Source organism: Mesorhizobium loti CJ3sym (assembly GCF_000472785.1).
Taxonomy (GTDB): Bacteria; Pseudomonadota; Alphaproteobacteria; order Rhizobiales; family Rhizobiaceae; genus Mesorhizobium; species Mesorhizobium loti_E.
In genome coordinates this window covers 1-15,938 of record NZ_AXAL01000003.1, presented here as the reverse complement: position 1 = coordinate 15,938, position 15,938 = coordinate 1, and the positions used below count along the sequence as shown (strand labels likewise).

Sequence of the window (15,938 nt, the reverse complement as noted above, 5' to 3'; positions counted from 1 at the left end):
AAGTGCAGAACTTCAGGAGAGATTATCTGGCTTCACCATTTGCGCTGACCCCGCAAATGCTTTTGCTTGTCTCAAGCCTGGTTTATTTTGCGCCATTTGTTGCCGGCGGATTTCAATATGTCGACATTGGCGGACGAAAATATGATTTCACCTATGATGTAGGCACAGGGTATGCCATCGCTCTCGTTATATCCTGCATTGTCGCTGCGATGCTTGTCTTTGTGCCGAGGAATCAAAATTTCGAGGTCGCTAGTGATAGCCAGGGAGAGTCCCTGATAATAATCGCGATGATCGTTGTTTTCGGAGGGATCTCGGTTGCGAATCCGGCCCTATTTTCCGCTTCGAAGGCAGACGTCTTATCATCCACCGGGCGTTTCCAATATATATTTTACAATACCTGCATTGTCGGTGTGGTGTTCGGGGCGCTGTCAGGCTGGAGGAAATCCAGGCTCGTTATAATCCTGAGCTGCCTAGGATTGATCCTGACGCTTTATATTGGTCACAGATCTGCGGTCGCAATAGCAATTTTATCTTTCCTATACATACGTTACAGAAATATCTCTCTTTTGGTTATAAAAAAAAGATATATTATCGGCGGAGTGTCAGCCTTCTTTTTCTTGGCGATATACAAGTCAATCTACTCGGCTGTGAAGGTGGGAAATTTCGAGGTCGTTGGTCAGAAAATCCAGTTTAACCAGTTGTCGGATTCGACCCTTGTTGGGCTGGAGCAGTTTGTGACATTGGCGCATTTGGATCTTATCGTGAAATACGGCTACACCTTGCCTTGCTCGAATCTCTGGCTGGTGCCGCTTTCTTTCATTCCATTTTCGGATTCGGTCTTTGGCAAGGATGGCTGCACTTACAATGAGCAGGTCCAGCCGCTTCTCTTCCCCGGCTACAGTGGCGGTGTCGCGGCAAACATCTGGGCCGAGTTCTATGCAAATTTCGGATATGCCGGATTTCCGCTGCTTGTCCTCATTCTTTCGCTCACCTGCGTCGCCATTGAAGCGGTAATCCGCAATGTTCGCAGCGCGGCCCTCAAGGCCGGCCTGATCGTGGCAATCATCCACCTCACCTTCTACATCCAGCGCAAGGAACTTCTCGGCGCGTTCATTTCCGCCAAGCGAGTCATCCTTGTGTCGCTCTTCATCTTCGGTGTGGTCTACATCCATCGAAAATGCTTCCCGCAAGTCCCCGCGATAGCAATGGGGCCTCAGGGGGTGCGAGGTCCGCGCCGTGACCATGGCTGAGGACATGACGGCGATCGCCAAACCTTCTGGCTGGTTGCGCGCACGGCGTGTCGCTCGGGACGTTACCCTGGCGACATCCTCAAGTGCGGTGGCTGCGCTGTGCTCGATCGTTGCGTTGGCGCTCAACGCACGTTCGCTCGGCCCGGCAGATTTTGGCACCCTCGCGGTGATCCAGGCCTATGTCACGTTCATCTCCGGCCTGTGCACGTTTGAGAGTTGGCAGCCTGTCATCAGATTGTCCGCCAGGTCGCGCTCGCGCCTCGGGCCGGCGGCATCTTGCGGGATCGCGCTCGATGTTTCGGCTGCCGTGCTTGCCACCGCCGTGGCGATCGGCGGAATTCTGCTGTTTGGAGAGGCGATCGGTGTATCGCACCAGAATCGTCTTCTGGCGATGATCTACAGCGTCACCTTGCTGGCAAGCCTTTCGGGCACGCCCAAGGGGGTGCTTCGCCTGAATGGGCGATACGACGTCATCGTCGGCAATCAACTCGCCCAGGGGGCTGCCGTGGTTGTTGCCTCGCTCGTCCTTTGGGCGGTCGATGCGCCCCTGATCGCCTATGTGATCGTCTTGGCGGCGATCGGCGCCCTCTACAATCTGACGCTGTTCGTTCGCCTGCTGGTCTATGCGGGGCGCGAGAACATTACATTGTTCAACCCGCTTCGTTCCCGCTCCAAACGGCGTTTCTTTTGGACGTTCCTTGCCATGGCCACCGGCACCAGCTTGCTCTCGACTCTGGTGAGCGCGAGGCGGCATATCGCTTTGTTCCTGGTTGCCGGTCTTTTGGGGGAGGTTGCCGCGGGCTCCTATTCTGTCGCCTCGCGTCTGGCGACGATGGTGTCCCGGCTGACCGGTCCCTTGAACCAAGTGATCTTTCCCGAAATCGCGAAACTGTCCAACGAAGAAGCACCTTCCCGCGTATACCGGTTGAACACCCGCGTCACCGTGGTTTCGGCATGTGCCGCTGCTGGCATGGCAGGTGTCGGGATCCTGCTGCAAAAAGTCATCGTTGTTCTGGCTGCCGGTTCGGCCTATGCCGATGCTTCGCTGCTCTTCGCGGTTCTGTTTGCGGCCGAGTGCTTCGGTCTGGCCGGAACGCATTTCAATCCGCTGATCCAGGTTGTGGCCGGAGCAAAACCGCTGCTCAAGATCATGGCGTTGGCGACCATCGTCTACCTGCCGCTTTCGTTCGCTCTATCAGGCTGGCTCGGAATGTTGGGCATTGCCTGGGCCGGCCTAATCGTAGCGGCGCTGATCTACACCGCCATGATGGTGGTTTCGCAATTGTTGCTGAAAAGACGAATCCGCGCCGCCGAAAATATCTAGGGCTGATCGTTTGAGATACCTGTTTTGCCTGCCGAGATATCATACCAATGCCGTGCCTTGGGTGCGCATACTGACTTCGGCCGGGCATCACGTTTCAGTCGACGTGGTCGAAACGGGGCCTACGGAGAACCATATTCTCCTTTCTCCCAATATCGTGGCGCCGTCCGCACTGTCGCGGAGAATCATGCGCCGATATCAGAGCGGTGTTCCGAACGCGCCCTTTTCGTTTCCCGGCCTCGTCTTTTACTGGAGGCGTCTGCGGGCCGAGAATCCCGACGTGGTGATCGTCCGCGGGGTGACGCGCTGGTTCTGCAGGATCGCCGCCTTGTGCACGATCCTGCAGGGGCGCCAGCTCGTCATCTACGACCAGGAGGATGCCAGGCCTCCGGCATGGAGCGGCACATGGCTTCGAAGAGCCGTCTTTCAACGGCTGGGGATTCCGCACTTTACGTCACGGCTCTCATCGAACCTCGATCCGGTCGGCGCAGGCAGCGCCATTCCCCTGCCATTTGGCAGTCCTTTCGAGCCAGCTCAGATCGGAGAGCTGGAAGACAGGCCATTGCATTGGCCACCTCGAATTCTGATGGTGGCAAAGTACCGGGACCGAAAGGGGCACAGTTTGCTTCTGCGAGCCCTGGCAACGATTTCAGCATCCAGCCCATTCTCCGTGACGTTCTGCGGCGAGGAGGCAACGAAGGCCGACACGGCTTTTTGTCAGGCTTTGCGGCACGAGGCTCAAGCGCTTGGACTGGCGGACAGGCTTCAGTTTCAAAACAATGTAGCTCATGACGGGATGACCTCGGTCTATGCCAGTCATGATCTCCTGATATTGCCGTCGCGCACGGAGCCCGCAGCGGTATCTCCCATCGAGGCTGCCTGGGCAGGGTGTGCCGTGCTGATGTCGCGCGACAGCGGCACGCGGCACTATATGCCCGAGGGACCCGCCTTCGACTTCGATCCCGATGATCCGCAGGATATCGCACGCGCAATCGCGGGGCTTGTTGCTCGGCCCGAGGATCTGCGGCTTGCAAGAGACGCATGCTTCGCGCGCATTTCTTCCGTCGCCAGTGACGAGGAGATCTTACGACTGTTCGAGGCTTTTGTACCTGACACGGCACAATCGCGCAGGCGACGGTGAGCAGATCGGTATCTGGCGGGGTGGGGAACGGTGTCTGAGGCAGAAAAAAAGATAGTCATCTCGATCAATACATCCTGGAATGTCGTCAATTTCCGCAAGGGCCTGATCGAGGCGTTGCGGGCACGCGGTTATGATGTCGTCGTCGTCGCGCCCAGGGATGAGTATTCATCCGCGATCACGGACATGGGTTGCCGCTACGTCGACATCGAGATGGACAATTCCGGTACCTCGCCGGTTCGTGACCTTGCACTTCTGTGGCGCTACTGGCGCATCCTGCGTCGCGCGAAGCCGCTGGTGTTCGTCGGCTTCACCATCAAGCCCAATGTGTTCGGGTCGCTGGCGGCAAACCTGAACGGCATTCCGGTCATTAACAATATTTCGGGGCTCGGCACTGTTTTCGTCCGTGGCGGCCTGCTCCAGAGAATTGCCAAGGCCTTGTACCGGCTGGCGCTGGCGCGTTCGAAGGTGGTCTTCTTTCAAAACGACGACGACAGGATGCTGTTCGTCGACGGGCGTCTGGTGCGCAAGGAACAGACCGCGCTGCTGCCCGGCTCCGGCGTCGATCTCGTGCGTTTTTCCCCATCGTCGCGCAAGAGCCCGCGGTCCGGCCCCATCGTCTTTCTGCTTGTGGCCCGGCTTCTCTGGGACAAGGGGGTTGGAGAGTTCATCGAGGCGGCCCGCCTGGTCCGTCTCAAGGTGCCCGCCGCGCGGTTCCAGCTCCTTGGCTTTCTCGATGTCGAAAACCGCACCGCGGTCAGTCGCGCGCAGGTCGAGCAATGGGTCGAAGAAGGATTGGTCGAGTATCTCGGTACCACCGACGACGTTCGCCCCTTCCTCGACGCCGCCGACTGTGTCGTGCTGCCCTCCTACAGGGAGGGAACGCCGCGTTCGCTGCTCGAGGCGGCCGCGATGGGCAGGCCCTTGATCTCGACCAATGTCCCCGGCTGCAAGGAAGTGGTGCATCACGCCGTCAACGGCTTCCTTTGCAAGGTCAGGGATGCCGATGATCTGGCCGGCAGCATGATCGAATTCGCTGCCATGAACGGCGCTTCCAGGGACAGGATGGGAATTGAGAGCAGGAAAAAGGTCGAACGGCAGTTCTCGGAAACGATCGTCGTTGAAAGATACATGCGCCAGATAGAGAAACTCGCTCCCCTAACAAGGCGATAAATCGGGTCAACCTGGTTTTTCGGCGGCTCGGGATTGAAATTCGGTCTTCAAGGTAATACCTTCTATGATCATGGTATTACTAGGAGCGAAGGATGAGTACCACCGTTACCGCAAAAGGACAGGTGACCATCCCCAAACCGGTCCGTGATCTTCTGGGGATCGTCCCGGGGAGCAAGGTCGATTTCCGACGCGTTGCCGATGGCAGTGTAGTGCTGGCTCGTGCCGACAAAAAACAGCCTGTGAGCCGCTTTGCCAGGTTGCGTGGTCATGCCGGCGAGGGCCTTACGACCGACGCGATCATGGCGATGACGCGTGGCGAGGGGTGACGTTCGTCGACGCCAACGTTCTGCTCGACCTTGTCACGGACGATCCGAACTGGGCGGATTGGTCGATTGCACAGCTTGAGGCGGCGAGTCTCAACGGGCCGTTGCTGATCAACGACGCGGTCTATGCCGAGCTTGCTGCTCGCTACGCCCGTATCGAGGACCTTGACGCGTTTCTAGAAGCTGCCGGTCTTGAAATGGTCGCGATGCCAAGAGCAGCCCTCTTTCTGGCTGGAAAGGTATTTACACAATATCGCCGATCAGGTGGGGCGAGGACCGGCGTATTGCCTGACTTCTTCATCGGCGCTCATGCCGCGGTCGTTGGCATTCCGCTCCTCACCCGTGACATTGCCCGATACCGGACCTATTTCCCGTCCCTAAGTTTGATCGCTCCGGACCTTTGAGCCGCCGCCAATCAGGGCATGTCCAATCAGATACTAAGCTTGTCTTGACCGCATTGCCGATCGCGAGTCGTTGCTCAAGGGGTGTTCAGCCTCGATCAAGCTTGGTCGGCTACAATCACGGCGCAAGGAAATCTCAATTTCTTTCTAGATAATCAAGAAACTCGCGCTGCCTGTCAGAACTTCTCATGCGCGGTTGCGAAAGTAATGTGTCGTGATGGCTGCATTGCAAGTCAAAATCCTCTCGCCAGTGCGAAACGGGTTGAAATTGTGGTCAAAAACTGCTAGGCGCTAATGTCGCCATCTTGTGATTTGACATGTCGGAAGGTGGGGTAAGGAAAGGGGCGAGACGGATGAATCTCTTCATCAGAACCGCTTTGGTCGGGTTTGTTGCTTCAGTGAGTTTAGGTCCGGTTTCAGCCTTTGCTCAGGATGCATCGTGCATTTGCGCCACCGCCTATCACGGTGCCGCAAATCCGATCGGGTCCATTCGTTCCGCCGATGGCGATGTGATGGTATCGCAGGCGGCTGGCTATGGTCCGGCCAAAGCGGGAAATGCGCTTGATTTCGGCAGTCGCGTGGTCGTCGGCGCCAAGGGGTCGGCGTCCGTGGCCGTGGGCGGCTGCAATGTGGATGTGCCGGCGAATTCGAGCCTGGATGTCTCGCGCATCGAAGGCAATATCTGCCTCAAGCTGGTGGGTTCGGAGCAGACCGCGGCCATTCAGCCGTCAGGCGGCGCTGTCGGCGGGTTCGGTCCGCCGGAAAGACTTTTCGCGGGCGCGCTTCTGGCGACTGGCGTGCTTGCCGCGACACAGGACAACGACAACGCCGTCAGCCGCTGACGGCGTGGGTAACTGCGGTGACCTGCCGCCGGAAGGCGAGTAACGGCTGAGTGGGGGGCGTGCTAAGTTCGTTAACCGTATCGCCTTATTGCTGGTTGAAATAGTGCGTGAGCGATTCTGGGCGGCGGATCGCTGATTTCGAAGGGGCGGAAATGGCGGTTCGTTATCGCGTTGGGGTGGTTTTTGCTTTTGTAACATTCGCCGCTGGCGGCACCTTGTTTGCCGCATCGAGTGCTTTCGCCCAGCAAACGCAGGCCTGTTCTTGCCTCGCGGCCCTGCCGGCATCCGGCCAGGCGGTCGGTCGACTAACGCGGGTCCAGGGTGATGTTCAGATGTCGCAGGCCGGCGGCTACGCCGGAGTGGGCGCGGAGGCGCCGGTCTATCCGGGCGCACGTATCATGACAGGGGTGCAGGCGTCGGCTTCGCTAGCTGTCGGCGCCGATTGCGCGCTCGACATTCCGGCAAATATGACGGTGAAGGTCGATCCTGTCCAAGGTGGCATGTGCGTGTCATTCGATACGCCGCAGGCAGTGGTCGTGCCCGCCAGTTCCGAGCCCGGCGTTTTGCCGGTTCTGCTGGGCGCCGGCGCGGTTGGTGGTGGTGCTGCAGCACTTATTATCGGCCTGCAGGATGATGACGACGCCGTCAGCCGCTAGTCGAGGGCCTGACGTCAGCTGTTTTGTGTAAGCTTGTGAGGTGCGTCATTCGCCATCATGCGGGTGACGCATCTGTATTTTGTCGGGGCAAAATCGGTTGGCCTCCACGCAGCCAGAAGCACAGATGATCGACCTGCATTCTCATATCCTGCCCGGCCTCGACGATGGTTCTTCCAGTGTGGCTGAATCGCTTGAGATGGCGCGGCTGGCGGTGGCCGACGGGACGACGCATATGGTGTGCACGCCGCACGTCATGCCGGGCGTCTACCAAAACGACACGGCAAGCATTGAGCAGGCGGTTCAGGCCCTGGAGCAGGAGCTTCGTCACGCCGGCATACCGCTGGCTCTTTACGTCGGCGCCGATGTTCACGTCACGCCCGATCTTCCCGACCGGTTGAAGCTTGGCAAGGTGCCGACCTTGAATCGATCGCGCTATTTCCTGTTCGAGCCGCCGCATCACATCTTGCCGCCACGGCTTGAGGATCTCGCCTCCCGTCTGACAAACGCCGGCTACGTTCCCATCCTGACCCATCCCGAACGGTTGACCTGGATCAAGTCGAACTACGACGTCATTGAGCGATTGAATGCTCTGGGCTGTCTAATCCAGTTGACGGCGGATTCAGTCATAGGAGCGTTTGGCCGCACGGCCCTCTACTACTCGGAAAAGCTGCTCGACGAGGGCAGGGTGGATATCATCGCCTCCGATACCCATGGCGCGACCCGGCGCCGGCCGGGGCTTTCGCAGGCTGTTGTCGCCATCGCGAACCGTTGCGGGGAAGATGAAGCCTACAATATGGCGGTGAAACGCCCCGGTGCGATATTGCAGAATCAGCTCGTCGCGCCCATTGGAAAGGTGAGCGCGAAGAAATCGGGCGCCAGCAGTGCTGGCCATTTCGGCGGATTGGGCCGGCTGTTCAAGAGCGGGTCTCTGTGATGGGCATTTTCGACCTGACGAGAAACAATGCAGCCATACCGCTATTGGCTGCGTTATTTGCGCTCTCTGGTTGCGCAAGCAGTTCTTCGACATCCTCCACGAGTTCTGTCGACGCGCTGCAGCCAACGTCTTCTCCAACAGCCACTTCTGGCGGCGCATTGCAGGTGGTGAAAGATCTGCCGGCACCGCAAAACACACAAAATGGCAGCGAGCAGTTGCTGTCCGCCAACGACGTGCTCGAAGTCAGCGTCTTCCAGGTCGACAATCTGAACAGGACCGTTCAGATCGACGCCAGCGGGCAGATATCGCTTCCGCTCATCGGCACGATGACCGCGGCCGGCAAGACCGTTCGCCAGCTCGAGACGGAAATCGAGACCGCCTATGGGGCCAAGTACCTGCAGTCGCCGGATGTGACGATCTTCGTCAAGGAATCGATCGGCCAGCGCATCACCGTCGACGGCGAGGTCAACCGGGCCGGCATCTACCCGGTATCGAGCAGCGCATCGCTGCTCGATGCGATCGCGCTCGCCGGAGGGTTCAACCCCGTCGGCGATGCCGGCAAGGTCTTCGTCTATCGCAATTTTGGCCAGAGCAAGCTGGTGGCCAACTACAATGTCGAGGAAATCCGCGCCGGCAAGAATCGCAACCCGCGCATTTACGGCGGCGATGTGATCGTCGTTTTTGCTTCGAAGTCGAAAATCGCGATGAACAACCTCAAGGATGCCCTGGGCCTCGCCTCGAGCGCGGCTCGCATTGCGGTCATTCCGTAGGGCAGGCCTTCGCCGGTCTGCTTACGGACAAACCCAGGAACACCTCGCGTCATGCTCGATCGCAACAGGCAGCCTCAAATCGCCGGCCCCGGATACGGCCAGGCCCTGTCCGCCGACGTTTATTACGATGGGGCGCAGAACTATAGTCCTTACGGTCGAGACTATGCTGCCAAGGACGAGGGCTTCAATCCGCTCAAACTGCTTTTCTACGTTGTCCAATACCGCTGGCTTATCGTCATGATGGCGGTGGCGGGTCTCGTCGCCGGCGTCATCGTGACGATGATGCAGACACCGAAATATCAGGCGACGACGCAGCTGGAAGTTCTGGTCCCTTCGGCCAAGGTCTTCCAGGACATCGAAGTGGTGTCCGAAAACAGCGACGTCCGTGCCTTCCTGACCGCTCGTGAGAAACTGAAGAGCAGGGCCTTGGCGCAACGCGTGGTGTTTCAACTGGGACTTGCCGACAAGCCGGACTTCCTGTTTCCCACGTCGAGTTTTTCGCTCAGCAACATCTTCTACCGCGCATTCGGAATTTCCAAATCGCCCTCGATCGAGGAGAAAACACCCGAAGAGCGCGAGGCAATAGCCATCAAGCGAGTTCTGGACGACCTGACGGTCAATCTGGTGACGAACACCAGCCTGTTGTCGATCACCTTCGTTGACCAGAAGCCGAAATATGCGAGCGATGTGGCCAATCAGGTTGCGCAGAGCTTCATCGATCAACGTCTCGATCAGACCAGCGAAACGTCCGATCTGGCGAGGCAGTTCATCCAGGAGCAGGTTTTGCAGGTCAAGCAAAAGCTTCAGAAATCCGAGGAAGAGCTGGTCACCTATGCAAAAGATGCCGGCATCACCGTCACCGGCGACGACAAATCGCTGATCGGATCCAACATCGAAGCCATCAACACGGCGCTGGCAACCGCTATCCAGGATCGTCTCGATGCCGGCCGCGTGGTGGACCAGATAGACAAGGGACGCGGTGCCAGTCTCGGTCCGGTCCTGGAGAGCGTAGGCCTGCAGAAGCTCAGTGAAAAGCTGGCGGATCTGACCAGCCAGTATCAGCAGAAGCTGGGTATCCTGAAGCCTGGTTTCCCGGAAATGCAGCAACTGCAATCGCAGATCAAGGAACTCCAGCGCGTCTACAACAATGGCGTGCTGGCGATCACCGATTCGCTGCGGCTGAAGTACCAGGAAGCGCAGAACAAGGAAGCCGACCTCAAGGCCAAGCTCGCGGAACTGGAAAAGCAACAGGCTCTCTTCAACGACAAGAACATCAAATACACCATCCTCAAGCGCGAGGTCGATTCCAACCGGTCGCAATATGACAGCCTCATTGCCAAACTGAATGAAGTCGGTGTGAGTTCGGAGCTGAAGACGCAAACCGCTGCGATCGTCGATTTCGCGACACAGCCCATGAGCCCTTATTCGCCTCGCCTTACCATCAATCTCGCGATCGCACTGGCGCTTTTCATGGCCATGAGCGCGTTGATCATCTACATCGTCGAATTGCTGAACAACACCTTCACCAACCCGGAGCAGGTCGAGAAAGAGCTTGGGCTGGCCATGCTTGGCGTCTTGCCGCTCGTCGATGACCGGGAACTCATAGCCAGCATCGCCGATCAAAAATCCGGACTTTCGGAGGCCTATCGTTCGCTGCGGACTTCGCTGCAATTCTCCGGTGCGGAAGGGGCGCCGCGTTCGCTGCTGGTGACCAGTTCCGAGCCTTCCGAAGGCAAGTCGACCACTTCGTTCAAGCTTGGTCAGGATTTTGCCGCTCTCGGCGCGAGGGTTCTGCTTGTTGACGGTGACCTGCGCAAACCGAATCTGCATCGGCTGTTCGGTCTCGACAACGCGATAGGATTGAGCAATCTCCTGACAAACACCGTTCGCAAGGAAGATCTGGCTGGCATCTTCAGAGCAACGAAATGCCCCAATGTCACCGTTTTGACGTCGGGGACGATTCCGCCCAATCCGGCGGACCTGCTCTCTTCGCCAAAGATGGCACTGATCTTGACCAATCTCGGCAAACGCTTCGATCTGGTCATCATCGATGCCCCGCCAGTCGTCGGCCTTTCGGATGCACCCATCCTCAGCCGGCTTGCCGAAGGCACGCTGATGGTAATTTCCACCAACCAGGTAACGCGCAAATCTGCCAAGACGGCGTTGAAACGTCTGCGGGCGGCAGGGGCAAACGTGATTGGGGCGGCAATGTCTAAGTTCTCAGTGAACAAGTTCGACTACAACTACGCCTACAAATATATGAACTACCAGTACTACGACTACGGCACGAGTACCCCGAAAATCGAGGGCAAAGTTGATGACGGAGCAGGCCAGCCCGCGCATGCAAAATCTCCTGCGCTCAAGCGTTTGGTTCGTCGCCTTCGCTCTGGTGCTAACGGCTTCGTCGATTGGGCTAAGTCGGCTTCTTGAAGGTGGACTGCCAGCCGTCTCTCTCACGCTCGATCCGTTGAACGTCGAGGCCTTGATCGGTGAGATCACGGACGAACTGAACGGAACAAAGAACGATGCCGATCTTGATGGGTTGGCTGCCAAGGCTCGAAATGCGCTTCGTTTCAATGTCGCGGATGCGCGCCTCTACAGCCTGATCGGCGAGATCAAGTACCGACAGGGCGAGAAGGGCGAGGCGTTCGAACTCTTCGATCGGGCTCGATTGCTGTCCAAGACCGAGATACACGCGTTGCAGAGATCCATTGATCGCTCCGTCGAGACGGGCGACCTGGTGAAGGCCGTGGGCGAGATCGATATCTTGCTGCGCCGGTGGCCTGATCAGTTTTCAGTCATTGCCGCCGGCTGGCCAGCCATCCTTTCCAATGCGGACGGATATCGGGCCGTGCTGGCCGCTGTCCGGGCGGAAGCGCCATGGCGAGGCAAGCTTTTCTCGACGCTTGGCCAGAATCCCCAAGGCTTGGCGGCTGCAAACCAATTGCTGCTTGATCTTGCGGGATCAGCCACGCCGCCGACGTCGAACGAATTGTCTGCTGTGATCAACGGCTACGTCAGGCAGAAGCAATATGGTCCGGCCTATCGACTGTTTCTTTTCAGCCTGTCCGATCAGGAACGCAAACTCGGCGGTTACATTTTCAACGGCGGCTTCGAACCGATCCACAGCGGCAAGCCGTTCGATTGGGTGATACACGATCGGTCGGGTCTGGAGATCACTTTCGCCGGATCGCAGGAGGCGGGTGAAAGCGACCGCGGGGCGACGATCCGATTTCTGAACACACCCATCAAGAACGCGGCACTTCAGCAATATATCGAGCTGCCTCCTGGCTCTTACAGGATTTCCCTGAGCGCGTCGGCGACAAATCTCAAACTGCCAAAGGATTTGTTCTGGTCCCTCAGGTGCGCCGACCCTTCAGGCGAAATAGCACGCTTCAACATTCCGGAAGGAACGTTCAACCGGCGAAGCCTCAGCCTGGACTTCACGGTCGGGCCGGTTGCGTGCCCGCTCCAGGTGCTGAGGCTGGAAACGGCCGCAATTGCCGAGAGTTGGCGGTTTCGATACGTCGGAACGTTGGTCATGCACAGATTGAGCATCGAAAGAGTGTCGTCATGAGAGAGCGGTCTCGGCGACCCACGGAGTGGGACAAATATCTGCTTGGGTCGGTCCTCTTTCTTTCCCTGCTCATCGGTGGCGGCACCGCAAGCGGCCTCTACACCGAGACACTGATTGAAATTGCGGCAATTGTCTCGGCCGCGGTCGTTCTCTCGCGTGCATCGGAACAGGCAATTCCTCGCACCGTCCTGTGGCTGCTTGCGCTCGTCCTCGCCGTGTTCTGTTTTCAAATCATCCCGCTGCCCGCGACCCTGCTGGACGGATTGCGACCCGATGTGCTGCTCGCAAATCCATGGCTGGAAGGCGAAACCCGGTTGCGCTTCGCCAGTGTCGGCGTCGGACGCACGATCGAGTGTCTGTTGTATTTCATTGCTGCCGCGGCATTTTTCCTCGGCGTCATGCGCCTGCGCGCAGAGCAGGTTTACGGTCTTCTCCCGTTCTTTTTCATGGGTGTCATCTGCAACGGCTTGGCTGCGGCGATCCAGTATTCGCTCTCCGATGTCGTTGCCATTGAGGGATTGCTGCCGTTCACGATTAATGCCGGCCTGTTTGCCAATCAGAACCATTTCTCGGCCTTGCTGTTCGTCTCCATCCCTTTCGTGGTCTATTACAGCTTGTTCCGTGGGCACCTCCTTTCCGGTTCGCTTGGGCTGGTGACGGTGCTGCTGCTGCTGCTCGCGGCAGGCTCGCGTGCCGGTATCCTGATCGGGCTGGCGATCACCATGATATCCGTTGTCTTCCTGGCGGCACGCTCCCGGGTGGGCGGATATGGCATCCTCGCGGCCTTCATAGGTCTTTCGGCCTATACGATAGGCGCGTGGACAAAGATCGATGCGAAAGTGGTCGATCCGGCTTTCGGGAGAGCGGAATTTGCCCGCACCACGATCGACGGGATCGAGCAGAATTGGGCAGTTGGCGTTGGCTTCGGCGGTTTTCAGAAGGTTTATCAGATTTACGAAAAAGGCAGCATGATTTTCAAATCGTACGTAAATCACGCTCACAACGATTATCTGGAGCTTGTACTTGAGGGTGGCGTGGCAGTTGTTCTGTTGATGGCCGCCTATATGGCAATGCTCTTGGCATCATCTGTCAGGATTCGCGGGCAACCGCTACAGAAAGCCGCCTTTCTTTCGGTGTCGTTTCTGCTCGTTCATTCACTTGTCGACTATCCCTTGCGAACCGCGGCACTTGCGATGACGTTCGCCTATCTGAACGCTATTATCTTTCATACCGGTTTCGCTGATAGACTTGGCCAAAAGGGTGAGTCGGCCAGGATCGGCCATCACGAGGATGACAACCTGCTTGTTCCTGTTCGGGTATCGGCGAGGCGAGCGGGTTCGGTCAGGGCGCAGGAGGTCAGTCGACGGACCTCGCTGGATGCCGTCAACTCGTTTGCCGAGCCGCGATTGACAAGCCATTGCATGGAACCTAAGCACAGGCACTCAGGGCCGGGGGGCTTTGGCATGTCAAGGAGAGCTTCTTGAAAGGAATTATCCTTGCTGGAGGCAGTGGAACGCGTCTCTATCCACTTACATTAGCGGTCTCTAAGCAAATCCTCCCGATATACGACAAGCCGATGATTTATTATCCGCTGAGCGTGTTGATGCTCGCGGGAATCCGAGAAATTCTGGTCATTTCAACGCCTCGTGATCTGCCAATCTTTCACCAGTTGCTTGGCGACGGATCGGAGTTCGGACTGGATCTGTCGTATGCCGAGCAACCCCAGCCCAACGGGCTTGCGGAAGCCTTTATCATCGGCCGCGATTTCATCGGCAAGGACAGCGTGTCGATGATTCTGGGTGATAATATCTATTTCGGCGACGGGTTGTCGCAGCTTTGCCGCAACGCGGCGTCGCGAGAGAAGGGCGCTTCGGTGTTCGCCTACCATGTCGAGGATCCCCAACGCTATGGCGTGGTCTCCTTCGACAAGGGCAGCGGAACGGCGTTGACGATCGAGGAAAAGCCGCAGAAGCCGAAGTCCAACTGGGCGGTCACGGGTCTCTACTTTTACGATAATGAAGTCGTCGACATAGCCCCGACCATCCGGCCGTCCGAGCGCGGCGAGCTAGAGATCACGGCGGTCAACAACGTCTACCTCCAGCGCGGCCAACTGCACGTGCACCGTTTGGGCCGCGGTTATGCCTGGCTCGACACCGGCACACATGACAGCCTTCACGAAGCCTCTTCCTTCGTGCGCACGATCGAACATCGGCAGGGCATCAAGGTCGCTTGCCCAGAGGAGATCGCGTTCGAGCAGGGCTGGTTGACGGCCGAGCAAGTGCTGCAACGCGCAACCCGGTTGGGCAAGAATGAATATGCCGCCTATCTGCGGCGGCGCGTCGCCGATCTGTCGGAGGGCTGAGCGTTGGAGATCAGGTCCCTCGGCCTCGAAGGCGTGCTGGAAATCGTTCCGAAGCGGCATGGCGATGCTCGCGGTTTCTTCATGGAAACTTACAATGCCGGGCGATTTGCACAGGCGGGCATCGACCTGCTTTTCGTGCAGGACAACCACTCCTATTCCGCTGCCGCCGGCGTCTTGCGCGGGCTTCACTACCAGCTTGCGCCACGGGCCCAGGACAAATTGCTGCGGGTCATTCATGGCAGCATCCTGGACGTCGCGATCGACATTCGCCGTAATTCGAAGTCCTTTGGAAAATGGGTTGCCCTTGAGGTGTCTGCCGAAAAGGGCAACCAGATCCTGGTGCCGAAGGGCTTTGCACATGGCTTTGTAACGCTCGTGCCCGACACAGAGGTCTTGTATAAGGTGACCGATACTTATTCACCAGAGCACGACCGGTCGATCCGCTTCGACGATCCCGCAATCGGCATTGAATGGCCTTCGCTGCCTGGCGGGTTCCAGCTTTCGGACAAGGATCTCAGGGCGCCATTTCTCGCCGATGCCGAAGTGTTTGCCTGATGGGCATGAGGAGAGCGGCATGAATTTTCTGGTGACGGGCGGTGCTGGATTCATCGGCTCGGCGGTATGCCGGCATCTGTGCGCCAATCCGGCCTACCGTGTGACCAATCTCGACAAGCTGACCTATGCCGGCAACCTTGCCTCGCTGCGGCAAATCGAGAACGCGCATAATTACAGCTTCGCCCAGGCTGATATCTGCGACGAGAGGGCGGTGCTGGATCTTCTGCGCCGCCACGACATCGACATCGTCATGAACCTCGCCGCCGAGAGTCATGTCGACCGCTCGATCGACGGGCCCGGCGCTTTCATCGAGACCAACATCGTCGGCACCTACCGCATCCTCAATGCGGCGCTCGAATATTGGCGCGGCCTTTCCGACGACAGGAAAAGCCGCTTCCGCTTCCATCATGTCTCCACCGACGAGGTGTTCGGCGACCTGCCTTTCGACGGCGGCATGTTCGTCGAGGAAACGCCTTACGCACCGTCCTCGCCCTATTCCGCCTCTAAGGCGGCCTCGGACCATCTGGTGCGCGCCTGGCACGAGACCTACGGCCTGCCGGTGGTGCTCTCCAACTGTTCGAACAATTACGGCCCCTATCATTTTCCCGAAAAACTGATCCCGCTGGTCATTCTCAA

General features: G+C 58.1%; 16 protein-coding genes. All 16 read left to right on the top strand.

All coding sequences use genetic code 11. The annotated features are described in order from the left end of the window. Positions 1 to 2 precede the first annotated feature (2 nt). The gene (locus A3A9_RS38430; protein ID WP_152536086.1) at positions 3 to 1,250 is read left to right on the top strand and encodes an oligosaccharide repeat unit polymerase; all 1,248 of its coding nucleotides are present in this window, start codon (positions 3 to 5) and stop codon (positions 1,248 to 1,250) included. Further along, on the top strand, positions 1,243 to 2,574 hold the full coding sequence (locus tag A3A9_RS0106980; protein WP_027058131.1) for an oligosaccharide flippase family protein: 1,332 nt from the start codon (positions 1,243 to 1,245) through the stop codon (positions 2,572 to 2,574). Before A3A9_RS38430 ends, A3A9_RS0106980 begins: the two co-directional genes overlap by 8 nt. 184 nt (positions 2,575 to 2,758) lie before the next feature. Next, complete coding sequence (locus A3A9_RS0106975) at positions 2,759 to 3,712, top strand: glycosyltransferase family 4 protein (RefSeq protein ID WP_027058130.1); 954 nt, start codon at positions 2,759 to 2,761, stop codon at positions 3,710 to 3,712. Positions 3,713 to 3,742: 30 nt separating this feature from the next. Beyond that, positions 3,743 to 4,882, top strand: coding sequence for a glycosyltransferase family 4 protein (locus A3A9_RS0106970; RefSeq protein ID WP_027058129.1), 1,140 nt, complete (start codon positions 3,743 to 3,745; stop codon positions 4,880 to 4,882). 92 nt (positions 4,883 to 4,974) lie between these two features. After that, positions 4,975 to 5,208, top strand: coding sequence for an AbrB/MazE/SpoVT family DNA-binding domain-containing protein (locus A3A9_RS0106965; protein ID WP_027058128.1), 234 nt, complete (start codon positions 4,975 to 4,977; stop codon positions 5,206 to 5,208). Beyond that, positions 5,205 to 5,609 carry a type II toxin-antitoxin system VapC family toxin gene (locus A3A9_RS0106960; RefSeq protein ID WP_027058127.1) on the top strand — a complete coding sequence of 135 codons (405 nt, stop codon included), beginning with the start codon at positions 5,205 to 5,207 and terminating at the stop codon, positions 5,607 to 5,609. Before A3A9_RS0106965 ends, A3A9_RS0106960 begins: the two co-directional genes overlap by 4 nt. 314 nt (positions 5,610 to 5,923) lie before the next feature. After that, entirely contained in the window at positions 5,924 to 6,448 is a 525-nt protein-coding gene (locus tag A3A9_RS0106955; RefSeq protein WP_245278989.1) for a hypothetical protein, read from the top strand. Positions 6,449 to 6,555: 107 nt separating this feature from the next. Continuing rightward, the gene (locus A3A9_RS41725; RefSeq protein ID WP_152536084.1) at positions 6,556 to 7,104 is read left to right on the top strand and encodes a hypothetical protein; all 549 of its coding nucleotides are present in this window, start codon (positions 6,556 to 6,558) and stop codon (positions 7,102 to 7,104) included. 124 nt (positions 7,105 to 7,228) lie between these two features. After that, complete coding sequence (locus tag A3A9_RS0106945; RefSeq protein WP_027058124.1) at positions 7,229 to 8,038, top strand: tyrosine-protein phosphatase; 810 nt, start codon at positions 7,229 to 7,231, stop codon at positions 8,036 to 8,038. A 164-nt stretch (positions 8,039 to 8,202) separates the two neighbouring features. Continuing rightward, positions 8,203 to 8,808, top strand: coding sequence for a polysaccharide biosynthesis/export family protein (locus tag A3A9_RS0106940; RefSeq protein ID WP_245278988.1), 606 nt, complete (start codon positions 8,203 to 8,205; stop codon positions 8,806 to 8,808). Positions 8,809 to 8,859: 51 nt separating this feature from the next. Beyond that, entirely contained in the window at positions 8,860 to 11,238 is a 2,379-nt protein-coding gene (locus tag A3A9_RS0106935) for a GumC family protein (protein WP_027058122.1), read from the top strand. After that, a complete protein-coding gene (locus tag A3A9_RS0106930; RefSeq protein WP_033838403.1) occupies positions 11,126 to 12,385 on the top strand; it encodes a tetratricopeptide repeat protein in 1,260 nt (419 codons plus the stop codon). Before A3A9_RS0106935 ends, A3A9_RS0106930 begins: the two co-directional genes overlap by 113 nt. Next, on the top strand, positions 12,382 to 13,869 hold the full coding sequence (locus tag A3A9_RS38420; protein WP_082221920.1) for an O-antigen ligase family protein: 1,488 nt from the start codon (positions 12,382 to 12,384) through the stop codon (positions 13,867 to 13,869). Before A3A9_RS0106930 ends, A3A9_RS38420 begins: the two co-directional genes overlap by 4 nt. Continuing rightward, positions 13,866 to 14,747, top strand: coding sequence for a glucose-1-phosphate thymidylyltransferase RfbA (gene rfbA, locus A3A9_RS0106920; protein ID WP_027058120.1), 882 nt, complete (start codon positions 13,866 to 13,868; stop codon positions 14,745 to 14,747). Before A3A9_RS38420 ends, rfbA begins: the two co-directional genes overlap by 4 nt. 3 nt (positions 14,748 to 14,750) lie before the next feature. Further along, positions 14,751 to 15,302 carry a dTDP-4-dehydrorhamnose 3,5-epimerase gene (gene rfbC / locus A3A9_RS0106915; RefSeq protein ID WP_027058119.1) on the top strand — a complete coding sequence of 184 codons (552 nt, stop codon included), beginning with the start codon at positions 14,751 to 14,753 and terminating at the stop codon, positions 15,300 to 15,302. A 19-nt stretch (positions 15,303 to 15,321) separates the two neighbouring features. Then, on the top strand, positions 15,322 to 15,938 hold a 617-nt coding region (locus A3A9_RS0106910; RefSeq protein WP_027058118.1), incomplete at its 3' end, for a dTDP-glucose 4,6-dehydratase.